Source organism: Flavobacterium cheniae (genome assembly GCF_004363695.1).
Classification (GTDB): Bacteria; Bacteroidota; Bacteroidia; order Flavobacteriales; family Flavobacteriaceae; genus Flavobacterium; species Flavobacterium cheniae.
Window position 1 is genome coordinate 46817 of record NZ_SNZC01000001.1, and the last position, 18646, is coordinate 65462.

Genomic DNA, 18646 nt, shown 5'->3' on the forward strand with positions numbered 1-18646 from the left:
ATAGCAACAAATAAAAAACTTTTTAATGATTAATCTTCCAATAAATCAGGTCGTCTGTTCTTAGTATGTTCATACGCCATGTCTTCACGCCATTTTTCAATTTTGGCGAAATTCCCACTTAATAAAACTTCAGGAACTTTCAATCCTTTGTATTCGGCTGGACGTGTATAAATTGGGGGTGATAACAGATTATCTTGAAAACTATCCGTTAAAGCCGAAGTTTCATCACTCAAAACTCCAGGAATTAATCGAATAATCGCATCGCAAAATACGATTGCTCCAATTTCGCCTCCGCTTAATACATAATCACCAATCGAAATTTCGCGTGTAATATGCATATCACGAACACGTTGGTCAACACCTTTGTAATGTCCGCACAAAATCATGATGTTTTCGTACATCGAAATGGAATTTGCCATTTTTTGGTTCAAGGTTTCCCCATCAGGTGTCATGTATATGATTTCGTCGTATGTTCTTTCGCTTTTTAGTTTCGAAATACAATCGTCGATAGGTTGCACCATCATTACCATACCAGCTCCACCACCAAATTGATAATCGTCCACACTTCTTTGTTTATTGGTAGTGTAGTCTCTTAAGTTGTGAAAATGGACTTCGACCAATCCTTTCTGAATGGCGCGTTTCATTATCGAAGCCTCAAAAGGACTTCGCATTAATTCGGGTAAAACGGTAATAATATCAATTCGCATGCTGCAAAGATAGTAGATTATTTTTTAGTTGCCGAAAGTGAATACACCATTGGAATTTTGTTTTCCAAGTGCTTGATTCGGAATTTATTCGGCTGAAATTCTTCGGTTTGATTGAAGCAATTGTAAGGCGAATAATCAAATTCGTTGAAAGAATTAATTTCTAATCCGTTTGAAATCAATGCGTTTAAAACTTCTGAAATAGGATGGTTCCAAGTGATAGTAGTTGTATTGAGAGAAGCTTCTTTATCCGCATATGTTCCAGATTCTTCCTCTAAAATAGGTTCTACATTGAAATAATTATAAAAAACTTCCTTGAAATCGTTATCAAACATCCAAACCACTGGATGAAATTCGGCAAAAACAAATTTCCCATCTGGTTTTAAGAAATGTGAAACTATTTTTGCCCATTTGTCCAAATCTGGAAACCAACCAATAGTACCATAACTGGTAAAAACAATATCAAATTTTTCGTCTAAATGGTTTGGAGCATCATAAATATCACAGCAAACGAAAGTGGTATCTAAATTTAATTTTTCATTGATTTCTCTAGCTCTTTCAATGGCTTTGTCTGATAAATCAACACCTGTAGCTTTAGCGCCCATTCTCGAAAAAGTCATGGTATCTTGACCAAAGTGACATTGCAAGTGCAATACTTTTTTTCCTTTTACATCGCCAAGTAAATCTAATTCGATACTGTTTAAGGTTGATTTTCCATTAAGAAAACCTTCCATATCATAAAAATCAGAGTCAATGTGCACATCAACTTTGTTGTTCCAAGTTTCTTTATTGATATTGATGTAATCTTTTGCTTCCATAGTATTCAAATAAGTATATCAAATCTACTATTTATTTTGTAATTTTGCACTTTCAAATTAAAAATCAAAACAATGGAAAACGGAATATACGCTAAATTTAACACGGCAAAAGGTGCTATTTTAGTAAAATTAACGCACGATTTAACACCAGGAACGGTAGGTAACTTCGTAGGATTAGCAGAAGGTCAATTAGAAAATTCGGCTAGACCAATGGGAAAACCTTATTATGATGGATTAAAATTTCACCGTGTAATTCCTGATTTTATGATACAAGGTGGTTGTCCTCAAGGGCAAGGAACTGGTGGTCCTGGTTACAACTTCGATGATGAGTTTCACCCAAGCTTAAAACATGACAAGCCAGGTGTTTTGTCTATGGCAAACGCTGGACCTGGAACTAATGGTTCTCAATTTTTTATTACACACGTTCCTACGAATTGGTTAGATGGAAAACACACTGTTTTTGGTCACGTAATTGAAGGACAGGATGTTGTTGATGCTGTTGCAGGTGACGATGCTTTAGAAAGTATTGAAATCATTAGAGTAGGAGAAGAGGCTCAAAAATGGAATGCAGTGGAAGCTTTCAGAACATTTGAAGGTTCAAGAGAGAAAAGAATTGCTGAGCAAAAAAAAATGGCAGAGGAAGCTTTGGAAAAATTAGCCGCTGGTTTTCAAAAGACTGAAAGTGGCTTGCGTTACCAAATTATCCAAAAAGGGAATGGTACACAAGCTGAAAAAGGTAAAAAAGTATCAGTTCATTATCAAGGAGCATTAGAAAACGGACAAGTATTTGATTCTTCATACAAAAGAAAACAACCAATTGATTTCCAATTGGGAGTTGGACAAGTTATTGAAGGATGGGACGAAGGTATTGCTTTATTAAAAGTGGGAGACAAAGCACGTTTTGTGATTCCTTCTTACTTAGGATACGGTTCTAGAGGTGCTGGAGGAGTAATTCCACCAGATGCAACTTTAGTATTTGATGTAGAATTAATGGATGTGAAGTAATTAGTATTCATAATAATATAAAATCCCAAAAAAATTGTTTTTGGGATTTTTTTTTATATTTACCCTTCAAACAAATCTTGAAGTATGAAAATTAAAATTATTGCAATAGTTCTTTTAGGAACATTTATTTATTCTTGTTCCCCAAAACTTATTCAACCTGAAGCGCCAAAAGTTGAAGATGCTCCTGTGGTAATTGAAGCACCACTAACGGCAGAACTAGCAGAAGGTAGAACTCTTTTTGTAAATAATTGTGCTAAATGTCACGATTTATATAGCCCTAAAGATTTTAATGCAGAACAATGGAAGCCTATCATGTTAAGAATGCAAAAAGAAGCTAAAATTTCAGATGAAGAAAGAGAAAAGATTTACGCTTATCTAACAAAATAAAAAAGTATCCGTCATATGGCGGATATTTTTTTGGTATTGTTTTTGTATTTTTACCACCAATTCAAGTTTATGAAAACCAAATTATCTTTTTTCTTTTTACTATTCTCTTTGTTCTCCTTTGGACAAGTGCCGCATTGTGGGTTTGATTTTACCTCTTATTTAGTTGTAAAAGCCCATGAAGAAGGAAAAACAGATAATATTCCCGATTTAAAAATTACGTTGGTCAACGAAAAAGGAATAGAAATCATCAACGAGAATAACAAATACAGTTGGAAATACGGTAATCAAGCTTTAGTTTTTACTCGAAATCATTTAATTAGCAAACCAAACGAAGCTCAGAAATGGTTTTTTCCGTATTCGGGAGACACCTATTTACTTTCAGTAACCAATACATTTCCTGCTGAAGATTTTTTTATCAAAATTCAAGATACAAAAGGAAAATACAAAGAACAATTAGTGCAATTACAAGCTTTTAATATGTACATTTTGTGTTCGAGTGAAAACGAACGCCAAGCCAGAAGTTTCGGACCAAGAAGCAATAATCCGATTGAGGTGATTTTGGAGAGAAAGTGATTGATTTTAAATAGTTATTTTTTATAAAGATTTATCAATTTCAATTTTTTGAACATAATTATAACCTAAAACACCTTTTGTTAAAGTAAGTACAACCTTTTGATTATTGCTTATTGAATCATAAAATTCTTTGCTAATGTCTAATCTTTCATTTTTGTCAAATTCAGTATGAATATAAATATTATAAGTATTTCCTCCTCTTGATGTTTTTGTTATTTTTTTGTAATTAATTTGTATAGGTTGTTTTGAAACTTCAGTATTAAAATTTTTGTTTATAAAAATACAAATGTTAGGCACTAACAAAAAGAAACAAATACTAATACCTAGAATATTGTAAAATCTTTTTTCATTATTAAAGCTATAATAATGGTTTAATATGATTGCACAGCAAATACTGAATAATAAACTGAAAAAAGCTAATTTCCAAAACAGAATGTAGCCACCAAGTGTTTGTTCAAAATCTCTAATAACAAAAAATATAGAGATTACACCTATTAAGGAGATTAATTCGAAATTTTTACTTTTCTTATGATTTGTTTTCTTCTTACTAATGAGCTTTAATGATAAATCAGATAGATTATAAGATAGCATCAGAAAGCTTGGAATTGATAAGAACATATTTCCAAATTCTTTTATTGAAGAAATAAGAAAAAAGAATGAAATAAAAATTAAAGCAATGTTTTTATACATGTTTTAAATCTTAATAGTTTGCTAAATACTTTATTACTTCCACTTAATATTACACCCAATACTCGGTTTTTGGTCAGGATTTATTAATCTATTGGTAACCACGCCATCAATAGCGCTACGTAAATCTGAACCACTTAATGGAATGCCATTAGCCGGTCTACTGTCGTCTAATTGTCCGCGGTAAACCAATTTATTTTGATTATCGAAAAGATAAAAATCAGGTGTACAAGCCGCATCGTAGGCTTTGGCCACTTCTTGTGTTTCGTCGAATAGATATGGAAATTCAAATCCGTTTTCAAATGCAAATTCGGTCATTAATTCTGGTGCATCTTGAGGATATTTTACCACATCATTACTAGAAATCGCAACAAAACCAATTCCCTGCACACGGTAATCATTCACCACTTTTAGTACTTCTTCCATCACATGATGCACAAACGGACAGTGATTGCAAATGAACATTACGACCGTTCCTTTTTCGCCTTTGCAATCAGCAAAAGTTTTATATTCATTCGAATTAGTATCTCTCAAATGAAAATCTGGAGCAATTGTGCCTAATGGTAACATGTTAGAAGGAGTTTGAGCCATTTTAAAATTAGAATTTAGAAATTAGAATTTTGAACTTGTTCTTGCAATTGAATTTGTTCTTGCTAATTATACGCACCAAATCTTTTATTGTTACAAAATGCGTCAATACTTTTTTTTAGGATTCCATTTTCTTACTTTTGCATCACAACACAACACACTATGTACAAAATCTTCATTCGTCCATTACTTTTCTGTTTCGATCCAGAAAAAGTGCATTATTTTACCTTTTCATTCATTCGTTTTCTGAATAAAATCCCAGGTTTTTCTTCTTTATTTCAATCGCTTTACGAAGTAAAAGATGTTCGTTTAGAACGAGAAGTTTTCGGAATTAAATTCAAAAATCCAGTAGGATTAGCAGCAGGTTTTGATAAAGATGCGAAGTTATATCAAGAGTTATCGAATTTTGGTTTCGGATTTATTGAAATTGGAACATTGACTCCTGTTGGACAAGAAGGAAATCCTAAAAAACGTTTGTTTCGCTTAAAAGAAGACAATGCGATTATCAACCGAATGGGTTTCAATAACGGAGGCGTTAAAGATGCGGTAGAACGTTTGAAACAAAATAAAGGCGTTTTAATTGGTGGAAACATTGGAAAAAATAAAGTCACGCCAAACGAAGATGCGGTAAAAGATTACGAAATCTGTTTCGAAGCTTTGTTTCCGTATGTAGATTATTTTGTGGTGAATGTGAGTTCACCAAACACGCCAAATCTTCGCGAATTACAAGATAAAAAGCCTTTGACCGAGTTATTACAAACGCTTCAAGATAAAAACAACGCAAAACCAAAACAAAAACCAATTTTACTAAAAATCGCTCCCGATTTAACGGACGAGCAACTTTTGGACATCATTGATATTGTAAACGAAACTAAAATTGCAGGTGTAATTGCTACGAATACTACGATTTCTCGCGAAGGTTTACAATCAGAAAACAAATCAGAAATGGGCGGTTTATCTGGAAAACCATTAACCAAACGTTCAACAGAAGTGATTCGTTTTCTTTCGGAAAAAAGTAATAAGTCGTTCCCAATCATAGGAGTAGGAGGAATTCATACTGCTGAAGATGCGATTGAAAAGTTGAATGCTGGCGCAAGTTTAGTTCAATTGTACACTGGATTTATTTATGAAGGTCCAGCTTTAGTGAAAGCAATCAACAAAAAGATTTTGGAAAACAGCTAAAATTTCTATCTTTGAAGCTATGAACGAAATCAAAATTATCGAATGTCCGCGCGATGCCATGCAAGGCATTAAACCTTTTATTCCAACCGAAAAAAAGGTAAAATACATCCAATCGTTATTGCGTGTAGGCTTTGATACTATTGATTTTGGAAGTTTTGTGTCGCCAAAAGCGATTCCGCAAATGCAAGATACGGTTGAGGTTTTAGCGCAATTAGATTTATCGGCAACGAATAGCAAATTATTAGCCATTATTGCTAATACACAAGGCGCTCAGAATGCATCCCTTCACAAAGAAATTCAATATTTAGGTTTCCCTTTTTCAATTTCGGAGAACTTTCAAATGCGTAATACGCATAAAACCATTGCTGAAAGTTTAGTGACATTGCAAGAGATTTTAGAAATCGCAGATAAATCGAATAAAGAAGTGGTTACCTACATTTCAATGGGCTTCGGAAATCCGTATGGAGATGCTTGGAACGTGGAAATAGTAGGCGAATGGACTGAAAAATTGGCGAATATGGGTGTAAAAATTCTATCGCTTTCGGATACAGTTGGAAGTTCAACTCCAGAAGTTATTGATTACTTGTTTTCTAATTTGATTCCGAAATATCCAAACATTGAATTTGGAGCACATTTACACACTACGCCAGACAAATGGTTTGAAAAAATTGATGCGGCATACAACGCAGGTTGTCGTCGTTATGATGGTGCCATTCAAGGCTTTGGTGGTTGTCCAATGGCAAAAGATGATTTAACTGGAAACATGCCAACGGAAAAATTATTATCGTATTTCACTACCAAAAGAGAAAACACGAATACCAGTCCAATGAGTTTTGAAAGTGCTTATAACGAAGCGACAAAATTATTTGGCGAGTTTCATTAAGCTGATTTTCTTCGCTTAAAAACTTTATAAATTTCTACCCAAAGCACCGAAATACTTCCCACTAAAACACAGATTCCTATTTGGGTTACACTTACCATTTCAAACAAGAAGAAGTTGGAAAACGCAGGAATAAATAGCAATAATCCAGTCATTAGAATGGTGATTCCAATGATTAATCCCACCAAGTTATTTTTGTACTGAATTGTTTTAAAAATCGAATAATAAAACGAACGATTCGCTAATGTTAATACGATATTAGAAGTGATTAATGTTAAGAAAATCAAAGTTCTAGTGCCATTTTCGGACATGCTTTCTCCAATAGCATATTGATACATAAATAACAATCCTAATGTAATTACCAATCCTTGAATGATGCTTATCAATACTTCTTTTAAGTTGAAAAAAGTAGTGGTTAGTGGTCTAGGTTTTTGTAGCATCAGATTGTCTTCCATAGGCTCGTTTTCGTAAATGATAGAACAAGTTGGACCCATTATAATTTCCAAGAAAATAATATGAACTGGCGTAAAAATATTCGGATATATCCAACCCAAAGCCAATGGAATAAACACAATTAAAATAATCGGAATATGAATGGAAATAATGTATTGAATTGCTTTTTTAAGGTTGATATAAATTTTTCTTCCCATAGCAATGGCATCCGTCATTTTTTCGAAATTATCATCTATAAGAATTAAATTGGCGGCTTGTTTGGCAATTTCAGTTCCTTTTTTGCCCATTGCAATGCCAATATGTGCCGATTTTAAAGCGGGTCCGTCATTTACGCCATCACCAGTCATGGCAACGATTTGGTTATTCGCTTTTAACGCTTGAATGATTTTAAGTTTGGCTTCTGGAAACATTCTGGTGAAAATAGCGGTTTCCATAACTTTTTCTTTCAAAGTCGCTTCATCCATTGCCATTAATTCGTCGCCATTCAATACTTTATCAGCATTTTTAAACCCGACTTGTCTTGCAATTGTAGAAGTGGTTTCGGCATTATCACCTGTTACTATTTTTACTTGAATTCCGGCTTTGTAAAACGTTTCAAAGACCGCTTGAATATTGTGTTTTGGTGGATCATAAAAAGCAACTAAACCTTTAAAGTTGAATTTTAATGCTTGTTGAGTTTCCGGATAATCCGTTCCAGAAAAGTCAGAAACACCAACTCCTAAAACTCGGAACCCTTTTTGCGTCATGGCTTTCATCGCAGTTAAAATCTGATTTTTTTCAGCTTCACTCAAATGACTGACTTCGATTAAAGCTTCTGGTGCTCCTTTTGCAGCGATGATTTTTTTACCTGATTCGTTTTCGAAAACGTGTGTCATCATTGGAGGTTTTCCACTTAACGGATATTCGTGAACCAATTTAAAATTTGGTCTTTCGTCGTCGCTTTCAAAATTGGAATACGCTTCATGAATCGCAATTTCCATAGCATCAAACGGAATAGGTTCGCTTGACCACATGGCGTAATTCAAAACTTCTTCGGCTTCTGTTGTTAATTTATCTTTTGTATCAATAATCGTATCAGAATCAAAAAGATACAATTCGGCCAAACTCATTTTATTTTCGGTAATGGTTCCGGTTTTATCGGTACAAATTACAGTGGCACTTCCCAAGGTTTCAACAGTTTTGGTTTGTTTGGTGATGATTCCCATTTTCATCAAACGCCAAGCGCCTAAAGCCATAAATGTAGTAAACGCAACTGGAATTTCCTCAGGAATAACGCTCATTGCTAAGGTTAGCGCTTTTAATAAACTATCTAAAACAATTCTTGAATTGTAATAATTAATGCCCCAAACGATTCCGAAAATCACCAAACCAATGATGGACATTTTGGTAACGAAATTGTTGATTTGGATTTGCAAAGGCGTTTTTTCGTCTTCAATAGCATTTAAACTCGAACCAATTTTTCCTAGTTGCGTGTTTTTTCCAATAGCTGAAATTTCGCAAATTGCAAGTCCTGAAGCCACAATCGTGCCTTGAAAAACTTGCTTGTTTTCGGATTCATTAGATTTAAAAACCGATAAAGATTCACCTGTTAAAATAGATTCGTTAACTGAAAAATCGTTGGAGGAAAGAATAATTCCGTCTGCAGGAATAAATGCACCTTCTTCTAGCTGAACGCAATCACCAATGACAATTTCTTCCGTTGGAATTTCTATGATTGTACTGTTTCGAATGACTTTACATTTGGGTTGTGATAATTTTTTCAAAGCTTCAATCGCATTCCGACTTCTGGATTCTTGAAAAACTGAAATTGCAATTACAAATACAATTGCAATAGCCATAAAAATACCATCACCATAATCTCCTGTAATAAAATAAACGCTTGTAGCGGTAAACAATAAAAGAAACATAGGTTCCTTTACAATGTCTAATAACGAATTTAAGAAGTGGTTTTTTTTAGTATGTTCTACGGAGTTAGTACCGTGAATTTTTGCGGATTCTAAAACTTCTAAATCGGTTAAACCTGTACTTGTTTTTTTAGAATCGCTCATTGTAATTGAAATATTATTTATGCAAGTTACATAATTTATTCTTAAAAGAAATAGATTATTCGTCTAAGTTTTACTATATTTGCACGCAATTTAACAACAACTACAAATTGCACCATGAAAGCACACACAACTAAAATCGTTGGCGAAGGCCTTACTTACGACGATGTTTTGCTTATTCCAAATTATTCAGAAATTTTACCACGCGAAGTTAGTATTCAATCGAAGTTTTCGAGAAATATTACTTTGAATGTTCCTATCGTTTCCGCAGCAATGGATACGGTTACAGAAAGTTCTATGGCAATTGCTATGGCACAAGAAGGTGGAATCGGCGTGTTGCACAAAAACATGACTATTGAGCAACAAGCAGCGAAAGTAAAGAAAGTAAAACGTGCAGAAAGCGGTATGATTATCGATCCAGTAACGTTGCCTTTAACAGCAACTGTGGGTGATGCGAAAATGGCGATGAAAGAATTTAGTATTGGTGGAATTCCAGTAGTAGATGAAAACGGAATTTTAAAAGGAATTGTTACCAATAGAGATTTACGTTTCGAAAAAGTAAATACCCGTTCAATTTTAGAGGTAATGACTTCTGAAAAATTAGTAACGGCTGCTCAAGGAACAACTTTGCAAGAGGCAGAGGGAATTCTTCAAGAAAATAAAATTGAAAAATTACCAGTAGTTGACAACAATAATAAATTAGTTGGTTTAATTACCTTTAGAGATATTACTAAATTAACGCAAAAACCAATTGCTAATAAAGATAGATTTGGTCGTTTACGCGTGGCTGCCGCTTTAGGTGTAACAGCTGATGCAGTAGATAGAGCAACGGCTTTAGTAAATGCTGGTGTTGATGCTGTTATTATTGATACCGCTCACGGACATACAAAAGGTGTGGTAGATGTATTAAAAGCGGTGAAAGCGAAATTCCCAGATTTAGATGTAGTAGTTGGAAACATTGCTACTCCAGAAGCAGCATTATATTTAGCACAAAATGGAGCTGATGCAGTGAAAGTTGGAATTGGTCCAGGTTCTATTTGTACGACGAGAGTTGTAGCTGGAGTTGGATTTCCACAATTTTCAGCAGTTTTAGAAGTAGCTGCGGCGTTAAGAGGAACAGGAGTTCCAGTTATTGCTGATGGTGGAATTCGTTATACAGGAGATATTCCAAAGGCAATTGCTGCGGGAGCTGATTGTGTGATGTTAGGTTCACTATTAGCAGGAACAAAAGAATCGCCAGGTGAAACGATTATTTTTGAAGGAAGAAAATTCAAGTCGTACCGTGGAATGGGTTCTGTGGAAGCGATGCAAGAAGGTTCTAAAGACCGTTATTTCCAAGATGTAGAAGATGATGTTAAGAAATTAGTTCCAGAAGGAATTGTAGGTCGTGTGCCTTACAAAGGAGAATTAAACGAAAGCATGCAACAATTCATTGGTGGTTTAAGAGCCGGAATGGGATATTGTGGTGCAAAAGATATACCAACCTTACAAGAAACTGGGCGTTTCATTAGAATTACAGCAAGTGGTATTGGCGAAAGTCACCCACACAATGTAACGATTACAAAAGAAGCTCCGAATTATTCGAGATAGTTTTAGTGTTCAGTTATCAGTCACAGTGATCAGTTATAAGCAACGTTTGTCATTCCGTTGTAATTTTATAATGTATTAGTTAATGAGTTTTAAATTTAATATTCAAGAAACCATTGAAAAAGAACTTTCTTATGGTTCTTATAGTGTTTATATTCTAGGAGGTCATCATATTGATGCTAATCCAGATTTTTATATTCAAATTATTAATATTGAGACTAATAAAGAAGTGGATTTAAAAGAGAAAAGTTTAAAATTACGAGATTTTAAATTTGGAAAAAAAGCAGTTAAATTCTACTCATTTGAAATTATGAAACATGGTAAGTTTAAAATTTCTGTTCATAATTATTGTGATATTATTGTTAAGGATTCAATGTTGGAAGTTTTTCCATTTCCTTTTTTATCAATGTCAAGATTTTTATTTTCAAAAGTCTTAGGAAGAAGTAGAGAAAAATTGACTTTAAATGATATTGAAATAGCAATAGTTTAAATTTTGATAAAATATTTTACAAACCTGACAGGTTTTTGAAACCTGTCAGGTTTTTTGTGTTTAATTACTTCGCCCCAAACATTTGCACCGCGTAAATTTTCTTGTTTTCCCAATCGATGCTAAAACCGATTTCGGTGTAAAAATATTGATAGTCTAATATATTTTTTAAATGATTTGGTGATTTCTTCCAAAGATTGAACATTTTTAATGCTAAAGTGTCTAAATCGGTTTCAGTATAAATTTGATCTTTAATTCCTGTGAATAATAAGTTTTCACCCACTAAAATAAACGAATTTCCGCCATAAAAGTAAACACGTTCTTTCGGGCTTTGTTTTTTGGCATCAGTCTGTTCGTGCGATAACGTTTGTGCTTTTGCAATGTATTTGGCATGGTCATCCGCTGCTTTTTTCAAATGAGCATCCAAACCAAGAACTTTTTTGTCGTTATTAGAACGTTCTTCGTTTACCAATTGATATACTTTTGTTTTCAGTTTTTCTAAATCAATTTTGTTTTGATTTTGACTAAAACTTAAAGTGGAAAGTAGGAGTAGGAATAGGGTGATTTGGGTTTTCATGTTATCAGATTTTCAATATTTTATAAAACTCAAAAAATGCTTAAATAGTATGTTATCCCTTCAAAAACTCATTAATCTTTTTCCTGTCACCTGCAATCCATAAAATATCATCGGATTCTAAAATCCAGTGCGATTCTGGGTTTAAGATACGTTTTCCGTTACGTTCGATTCCTACGATAATACCATGTGTTTTCTCTCTAATTTGTGATTCACGGATGCTTTTTCCTATGCAAACTCGGTTTTTAAGTTCTAATTGTTGTAGAATAATATCTTCTTTAATGAAAGCTTCTGGTTCGTCGATTTCGTGCTTGTCTAAATAGTTTTTAAATAGTTTTACTTGTTCATCGGTGCCAATTACGTTGATTTCGTCACCAGGGAATAAACGTTCGGTTCTTATTGGAATATTAATCGTAACATCACCACGTTTAATAGCTGCAATATTGATTCCAAATTGTTCTCTGATTTTTAATTCTTCCAACGTTTTTCCTGCTAAATTCGATTCTTTTGCAATAATAAAATCGGCCATGTGACCATCCCAAGGCGACAATACATTTTGACGTTTGTTGGCTTGTTTCGTAATTTCTCTATCGTTGAAGTTTTTCAAGAAATGACCTTCGATTTTGTTGTAAAAAGCATGTAATCGTTTCGGGAATAAAATGTACGACACAATTCCAACGACTAAAGCAATGATGGCGATAACTGGCGAGAAAAACTCATTCAATACAAATCCCATATAGAAAAGCGAAAGTGCAATTCTAAAGAATACCAACACGATAATCGGACCTTGGTATTTTCGAACTTGCATTAATTCCTGAACTTGTTCCACAGCCACTCTTCGCAACGATAAAGCCCATAAAAAAGGCGATAAAATCACAACTGTTATTAATGCTGCAATGGCATTTCCAAAGCGTGAATCTTCAACCAAAGGCAAAATATATTTGGATGAAAGTAAAATAATCGCCACAATAATTATAGAGTGAATGATTACCTGAGTTAAATACGCTTTTAATACAATTTGCCATGTACTAACCGATTTAATAGCTTCGGTATTGGCGCTGTAGCGTTCTATTTTTTTAACCCAACGTCTTGGTAATTTTTTTTCCAAAAAGATAGATAAAGGCGTTGAAAATTTCACCATGAATGGCGTTGTAAAGGTTGTAATAGCTGAAACTGCAACCACAATTGGATACAAGAAATCGCTCGTTACATTTAACGTCATTCCTAATGTGGCAATGATGAACGAAAACTCTCCAATTTGCGATAAACTCATCCCGGTTTGTATGGATTGTTTTAACGGTTGTCCCGAAAGTAAAGCACCAATGGTTGAGGAAAGTGATTGCCCAAGAATAACTACTAAAGTTAGAATTCCAACTGGAAACGCATATTTCAATAACATTTCAGGATCAATCAACATTCCGACCGATACGAAGAAAACGGCTCCAAATAAATCTTTTACTGGTTTTACTAGATGTTCAATGTGTTCGGCTTGCGTAGTTTCTGCAATAATTGAACCCATGATAAACGCCCCAAGAGCAGGAGAGAAGCCCACATTTGCAGCAAAAAGCACCATTAATAAACACAATGCCAATGAAACAATTAGCAACATTTCATCTGTTAAAAGGTGTTTGGCTTTTTTTAGTAGCGTTGGAATAAAGAAAATTCCCGCTACAAACCAAATAGTTAAAAAGAAAATTAATTTTAAAACAGATTGAAACAATTCGCCGCCAGAAAATTGCTGACTTACTGCAACCGTAGACAATAAAACCATCATTAAAATGGCTAAAATGTCTTGCACAATTAACGCACCAATTACATTTCCTGCGAATTTTTGCGTTTTTACACCTAATTCATCAAAGGTTTTTAAGATGATGGTTGTGGATGAAATAGATAAAATTACTCCTAAAAACAAACTATTCATTTTGCCCCAATCCATCATTTGCCCTACGAAGTAACCCAAAGCTACCATCGTAATGATTTGGGTTAACGCTGTGATGGAAGCTGTTCCACCAACTTTCATTAGTTTTTTAAAACTAAATTCAAGTCCTAAACTGAATAAGAGGAATATTACACCAATTTCTGCCCAAACTTTTACACTGTTCATGTCTTTCACGGTTGGGAAAAAATCAAACTCGCTTCCGGCTAAAAAACCAGCGACCAAATATCCTAAAACTAACGGTTGTTTTAAGATTCTAAAAATGAGTACTGCAAAGGCTGCAGTGACTAAAATTAGTCCTAAATCGCTAATTAAATTGGGTAAATGAACAGTGGAAGCAGTTAGAAATATTGGCATAGAATTGAATTTTTACTAAAATAGTGAAAAGTGGTCGGTTTTCAAAATTTCAATTCTTTATGCGCTCAATTTTATTGTTTTTTTAACGAATTAAGTTCTTGAAGCGTGTAAAATTTCATTTGGTTTGAAACCACAAATTGACAAATCATTTCTAATGTTTTCAGATCTACTTCATACTCATTTGTAGCTTTTTCAACGGGTTTGTGTCCGTAGAAAACGACTATTTTATTGTGTTTTTTTGCGTAATTTAAAACTTTAGTTAAGTAGTTTAAACTAAAATGCTCGTAATTACTGTCGATTCCAATTCCGTTTGCAAGTCGAGTTCCGTTATAAAAATTAGTGTTGTCAGCTACTTTTTTGCCGCCTTTTGCAGTTCCTCTGATGATATCGAAATGTTTTTGTAATTCGTAGTCTAATGTTTGTGTTTTGGCTCCAAAAGGATAAGCAAATGATTTAATTTCGATGCCTTCTTTTTTAAATGCTACGATTAAAGGAAAAATTTCAACAATTAAGTATTGCTGTTTATTATTTTTCTTAGCAAATTCTTTTGCATTGAGATGACGAAATCCGTGACCAGCAATTTCGTGCCCTTTGTTTTGAAGTTCTTTTAAATTTGAAATATCTGAAACCGAGAGTTTTTCAAAATTACTCACACAAAAAGTCGCTTTCCAATTGTATTTTGCGAGTTGAACATCCGCTTCTTTCCATTCGTTTACAAAGTAATCGTCAAAGGTAATGACGACTCCAGCTTTGGAATTTGTGGTTGGGGTTTTGGTAGACGAACAAGAATAAAAGAAAAAACCTATCAGTAAACTAATGAAAATGAGTTTTATACTGATAGGTTTTGGCATATTTTAGAAGGAATTAAATCCCCAAATAATTACTCGGTGTAATTTGCATTAATTCGGCTCTCACTTCTTCTGAAACGTTTAAAGTTCCAATGAAATTATGAATGGCTTCTTTGTTAATTACAGTATTCGTTCTAGTTAAGTCTTTTAGAGCTTCGTACGGATTTGGATAGCCTTCACGACGTAAAATTGTTTGAATTGCTTCAGCAACAACTGCCCAATTTTTCTCTAAATCTTCTGCGAATTTTTCTTCGTTCAATAACAATTTGTTCAAGCCTTTCAATGTAGCTTCAAATGCAATTAACGTGTGTCCCATTGGGACTCCAATATTACGTAAAACCGTACTATCTGTTAAATCGCGTTGTAATCTTGAAAGTGGTAATTTAGCTGAAAGATGTTCGAAAATCGCATTAGCAATTCCTAAATTTCCTTCCGAATTTTCAAAATCAATTGGATTTACTTTATGTGGCATAGCCGAAGAACCAATCTCGCCTGCTTTGATTTTTTGTTTGAAATAATCCATAGAAACATACGTCCAAATATCTCTATCCAAGTCGATTAAAATGGTATTGATTCGTTTTAAAGCATCAAAAAAGGCTGCAAAATGGTCGTAATGTTCAATTTGTGTTGTTGGAAATGAATGGTGTAATCCCAAACTGTTTTCTACGAAATCGCTTCCAAATTTTCTCCAATCGGTGTTTGGATAGGCCACTTTATGTGCGTTGTAATTTCCAGTTGCACCACCAAATTTAGCTGCAAAAGGAACGTTGAACAATAAACGCATTTGCTCTTCTAAACGTTCTACGAAAACTAAAATTTCTTTTCCTAAACGAGTAGGAGAGGCTGGTTGTCCGTGTGTTCTGGCTAACATTGGAATGTCTTTCCATTCCATTGCTAATTCTTTCAATTTTGCAATTACGCTTACTAATCCTGGTAAATAAACATTTTCAAACGCCTCTTTTGTCGAAAGCGGAATCGCTGTATTATTGATATCTTGAGAAGTCAATCCGAAATGGATAAACTCTTTGTAATCTTGTAATCCTAAACCGTCGAATTTCGATTTGATGAAATATTCTACCGCTTTTACATCGTGATTCGTTGTTTTTTCGGTTTCTTTAATCCATAGCGCATCTTCAGTAGAAAAGTTCTTATAAATTGCTCTTAAAGAATCGTAAATCGATTTGTCAATTTTGGCTAATTGAGGTAAATCAGCTTCGCGCAAAGCAATAAAATATTCAACCTCTACCAAAACGCGGTATTTAATTAAGGCTTCTTCAGAAAAATAAGGAGATAATGAAATAGTTTTGCTTCTATAACGACCATCAATTGGCGAAATAGCATTTAATTCTGTTAATTGCATTTTGTTGTGTGTTGTTTAAAGAAGTGCAAATATAATAAGAAGTTAGAAGTTAGAAGTTAGAAGTCAGAAGTTTTTTGGATAGAATTTACCAATTCTTCTTTTACAATTTTCATTCCTTCAACGGCGGTTAGCGGTAACACTTTCAACTCGTTTGGTAAATCGTAAATAGTGGCTGGATTCGGATCAATGTAATAAACTGGAACGTTTTGGTCCACGTAATTCATCAAACCAGCTGCAGGATAGACTTGTAATGAAGTTCCGATTATAATCAAAATATCAGCGGTTTCTACAATGTCAATAGCGTGTTCAATCATAGGAACATCTTCGCCAAACCAAACAATGTGCGGTCGTAATTGATTGCCTTCCAAATCAAAATCGCCTAAATTTAAATCGTGTTTCCAATCAATTACGAAATCTTCGTTTGAAATACTTCTTACTTTTAATAATTCGCCATGCAAATGAACGATTTTATTACTTCCGGCTCTTTCATGTAAATCGTCAACGTTTTGGGTTATGATTTGAATGTCGAAATGTTCTTCCAGCTCTGCTAAAATTTCGTGCGCTTTATTGGGTTTAACCGTTAAGAGTTGAGCTCTTCTTTTGTTGTAAAAGTCCAAAACCAATTCTGTATTTTTCTTCCAACCGATAGGTGAAGCCACTTCCATAATATCATGACCTTCCCACAAGCCATCAGCATCACGGAATGTTTTGATTCCGCTTTCGGCACTAATTCCAGCACCTGTTAGTACTACAATTTTTTTCATTTTCTTTTTCTTTTGCAATTTTAAAAGACAAATGCGCCTTAAAGACGCATTTGAGTATTATACTTTTCCTAAGGTATAGAGTTGTTCCATTGTAGGTCCAGCGCTTCCTCCCGCAGGTTCTAATGTAATTCCGAAAGCTTGTGCTTCATTTGCGTTTTCTACTTTAATTACTTTTGTAGTACTTGTTGCATACGAATCAAGCAATCCTATACTTGTAGGTGTTAAAACAGGTTCTAATTTTAAAGCCCATACTTGGTATACCATTCCTTCAGGAGGAGTTGGTAAGCCAGAAGCATCGATGTAAACTTCTTTTGTGTTTTTGTTGTAATATGCTTTTGCATAAGCATTTGGTGCTACTTGTTGTCCAGCTAAAGCTACGGCAATGTTACTTGTATCTCTTAAAATGGCTAAAACTTCTTCAGATTCTTTTTTCTTCAATTCTAAATCAACAACTGATTCTTGTAATAAGTCTTTTTGTGTAGAAACGTTATTCAAGGTTTCATTCGTTTGGTTTAATTTATAAAATTGAAGTCCAAAACCAACAACTAATACAGCTGCAGCAACCCAACCCGTATATTGTGACCAATTGGAACGCGGTTTCATGGTTACGACTTTGCTTCTTCCTAATAATTCGGCTCTGATTTTTTCGAAATTAGTTGCCGATAAATGAGGTGCTACACTGTGTGATAAATTAATGACTGCTGCTTCAATAGCCTTAATTTCCTCTCTCACTTCAGGATATTGTGCTGCCATTTGGTTGACTTCCGCAATTTCTTCATCGGAAAGTTTTCCAAATACATACAGTTCTAAAATACCTGATTCTATATATTCTCTACTATTCATTGATCATTAGTCTTAATTCATTCATACAATTTCTGTTCTGCGTTTTCACGGTTCCTAAAGGAATCTCTAATTCATCAGATGCTTCTTGTTGGGTATACCCTTTAAAAAATAACAAATCAATTAGTTGGATGCACTTTGGCTTCAATTTCTTGATAAACTCTTTAATTCCAATCGCATCTATTTTGTTGATGGCCTTCGAGTTATCGTCCAATATATGTACGAAATTATCGGTAGATAGGTTTTTCTGATTGTTGTTAAATCCTTTTGAACGTAATTTATCAATAGAAGTATTACGTGCAATATTTAACATCCAGGTGTACAATCGGCCTTTTGAGGTATTGTAAGTATCAATATTTTTCCAAATTTTAACAAAAACTTCCTGAAGCACATCTTCAGCTTCTTCTTTGTCTTTAATTAAATTGAAAATAATTCCGTACAAACTCTTCGAGTAATTATCGTAGAGTAGTGTAAACGACCTATCGTCTTTTTTAAGTAATAGGGGTAAAAGTTCTTCTTGTGTCATGCAATTTTCTTTTTTTTTGTCTAAAATAATAAAAAAAGTAGTATT

The 18646-nt window shown here is 34.0% G+C and carries 19 protein-coding genes; 7 read left to right on the forward strand and 12 right to left on the reverse strand.

Features of this window, described 5'->3' with window-relative positions:
• Positions 1 to 29 precede the first annotated feature (29 nt).
• Positions 30 to 707 carry a tRNA (guanosine(37)-N1)-methyltransferase TrmD gene (gene trmD, locus C8D80_RS00230; protein ID WP_133606150.1) on the reverse strand — a complete coding sequence of 226 codons (678 nt, stop codon included), beginning with the start codon at positions 705 to 707 and terminating at the stop codon, positions 30 to 32.
• Positions 708 to 724: 17 nt separating this feature from the next.
• The gene (locus C8D80_RS00235) at positions 725 to 1522 is read right to left on the reverse strand and encodes a class I SAM-dependent methyltransferase (protein WP_133606152.1); all 798 of its coding nucleotides are present in this window, start codon (positions 1520 to 1522) and stop codon (positions 725 to 727) included.
• Positions 1523 to 1594: 72 nt separating this feature from the next.
• Between C8D80_RS00235 and C8D80_RS00240 the strand changes: the two genes are divergently transcribed.
• From C8D80_RS00240 to C8D80_RS00250, 3 genes are all read left to right on the forward strand, one after another.
• A complete protein-coding gene (locus C8D80_RS00240; protein WP_133606154.1) occupies positions 1595 to 2527 on the forward strand; it encodes a peptidylprolyl isomerase in 933 nt (310 codons plus the stop codon).
• Positions 2528 to 2611: 84 nt separating this feature from the next.
• Positions 2612 to 2914 (forward strand): c-type cytochrome, encoded by a 303-nt coding sequence (locus C8D80_RS00245; RefSeq protein WP_133606156.1) that lies wholly within the window; start codon positions 2612 to 2614, stop codon positions 2912 to 2914.
• Between the two features lie 69 nt (positions 2915 to 2983).
• Positions 2984 to 3487, forward strand: a complete 504-nt coding sequence (locus C8D80_RS00250) for a hypothetical protein (protein WP_133606158.1) — start codon at positions 2984 to 2986, stop codon at positions 3485 to 3487.
• A gap of 21 nt (positions 3488 to 3508) precedes the next feature.
• Here the strand turns inward: C8D80_RS00250 and C8D80_RS00255 are convergent, their stop codons facing one another.
• Together C8D80_RS00255 and C8D80_RS00260 are read right to left on the reverse strand one after the other, a co-directional pair.
• On the reverse strand, positions 3509 to 4177 hold the full coding sequence (locus C8D80_RS00255) for a hypothetical protein (protein ID WP_133606160.1): 669 nt from the start codon (positions 4175 to 4177) through the stop codon (positions 3509 to 3511).
• 33 nt (positions 4178 to 4210) lie between these two features.
• A complete protein-coding gene (locus tag C8D80_RS00260; RefSeq protein WP_133606162.1) occupies positions 4211 to 4765 on the reverse strand; it encodes a thioredoxin family protein in 555 nt (184 codons plus the stop codon).
• A 159-nt stretch (positions 4766 to 4924) separates the two neighbouring features.
• Here C8D80_RS00260 and C8D80_RS00265 point away from each other — a divergent pair, with 159 nt between their 5' ends.
• Together C8D80_RS00265 and C8D80_RS00270 are read left to right on the forward strand one after the other, a co-directional pair.
• A complete protein-coding gene (locus tag C8D80_RS00265; RefSeq protein ID WP_133606164.1) occupies positions 4925 to 5944 on the forward strand; it encodes a quinone-dependent dihydroorotate dehydrogenase in 1020 nt (339 codons plus the stop codon).
• 19 nt (positions 5945 to 5963) lie between these two features.
• Entirely contained in the window at positions 5964 to 6827 is an 864-nt protein-coding gene (locus tag C8D80_RS00270) for a hydroxymethylglutaryl-CoA lyase (protein ID WP_133606166.1), read from the forward strand.
• Here C8D80_RS00270 and C8D80_RS00275 read toward each other — a convergent pair.
• On the reverse strand, positions 6824 to 9325 hold the full coding sequence (locus C8D80_RS00275) for a cation-translocating P-type ATPase (protein WP_133606168.1): 2502 nt from the start codon (positions 9323 to 9325) through the stop codon (positions 6824 to 6826). The genes C8D80_RS00270 and C8D80_RS00275 overlap by 4 nt on opposite strands.
• A 114-nt stretch (positions 9326 to 9439) precedes the next feature.
• On the opposite strand from C8D80_RS00275, the gene guaB reads away from it, so the two are divergent.
• Together guaB and C8D80_RS00285 are read left to right on the forward strand one after the other, a co-directional pair.
• Entirely contained in the window at positions 9440 to 10912 is a 1473-nt protein-coding gene (gene guaB / locus C8D80_RS00280; protein ID WP_133606170.1) for an IMP dehydrogenase, read from the forward strand.
• 82 nt (positions 10913 to 10994) lie between these two features.
• Complete coding sequence (locus C8D80_RS00285) at positions 10995 to 11399, forward strand: hypothetical protein (RefSeq protein WP_133606172.1); 405 nt, start codon at positions 10995 to 10997, stop codon at positions 11397 to 11399.
• Between the two features lie 64 nt (positions 11400 to 11463).
• Here the strand turns inward: C8D80_RS00285 and C8D80_RS00290 are convergent, their stop codons facing one another.
• The 7 genes from C8D80_RS00290 to C8D80_RS00320 form a co-directional block, all read right to left on the reverse strand.
• Complete coding sequence (locus C8D80_RS00290; protein WP_133606175.1) at positions 11464 to 11973, reverse strand: CAP domain-containing protein; 510 nt, start codon at positions 11971 to 11973, stop codon at positions 11464 to 11466.
• A 52-nt stretch (positions 11974 to 12025) separates the two neighbouring features.
• Positions 12026 to 14263: a cation:proton antiporter domain-containing protein gene (locus C8D80_RS00295; RefSeq protein WP_133606177.1), complete on the reverse strand. Its 2238-nt coding sequence runs from the start codon at positions 14261 to 14263 to the stop codon at positions 12026 to 12028.
• A gap of 71 nt (positions 14264 to 14334) precedes the next feature.
• A complete protein-coding gene (locus C8D80_RS00300) occupies positions 14335 to 15114 on the reverse strand; it encodes a polysaccharide deacetylase family protein (RefSeq protein ID WP_133606179.1) in 780 nt (259 codons plus the stop codon).
• A 13-nt stretch (positions 15115 to 15127) separates the two neighbouring features.
• Complete coding sequence (gene purB, locus C8D80_RS00305) at positions 15128 to 16471, reverse strand: adenylosuccinate lyase (protein ID WP_133606181.1); 1344 nt, start codon at positions 16469 to 16471, stop codon at positions 15128 to 15130.
• 56 nt (positions 16472 to 16527) lie between these two features.
• The gene (locus tag C8D80_RS00310; RefSeq protein ID WP_133606183.1) at positions 16528 to 17235 is read right to left on the reverse strand and encodes an SIR2 family NAD-dependent protein deacylase; all 708 of its coding nucleotides are present in this window, start codon (positions 17233 to 17235) and stop codon (positions 16528 to 16530) included.
• Positions 17236 to 17292: 57 nt separating this feature from the next.
• The gene (locus C8D80_RS00315; RefSeq protein WP_133606185.1) at positions 17293 to 18078 is read right to left on the reverse strand and encodes an anti-sigma factor; all 786 of its coding nucleotides are present in this window, start codon (positions 18076 to 18078) and stop codon (positions 17293 to 17295) included.
• Entirely contained in the window at positions 18071 to 18601 is a 531-nt protein-coding gene (locus C8D80_RS00320) for an RNA polymerase sigma factor (protein WP_133606187.1), read from the reverse strand. The genes C8D80_RS00315 and C8D80_RS00320 overlap by 8 nt, the downstream gene beginning before the upstream one ends.
• Positions 18602 to 18646 lie beyond the last annotated feature (45 nt).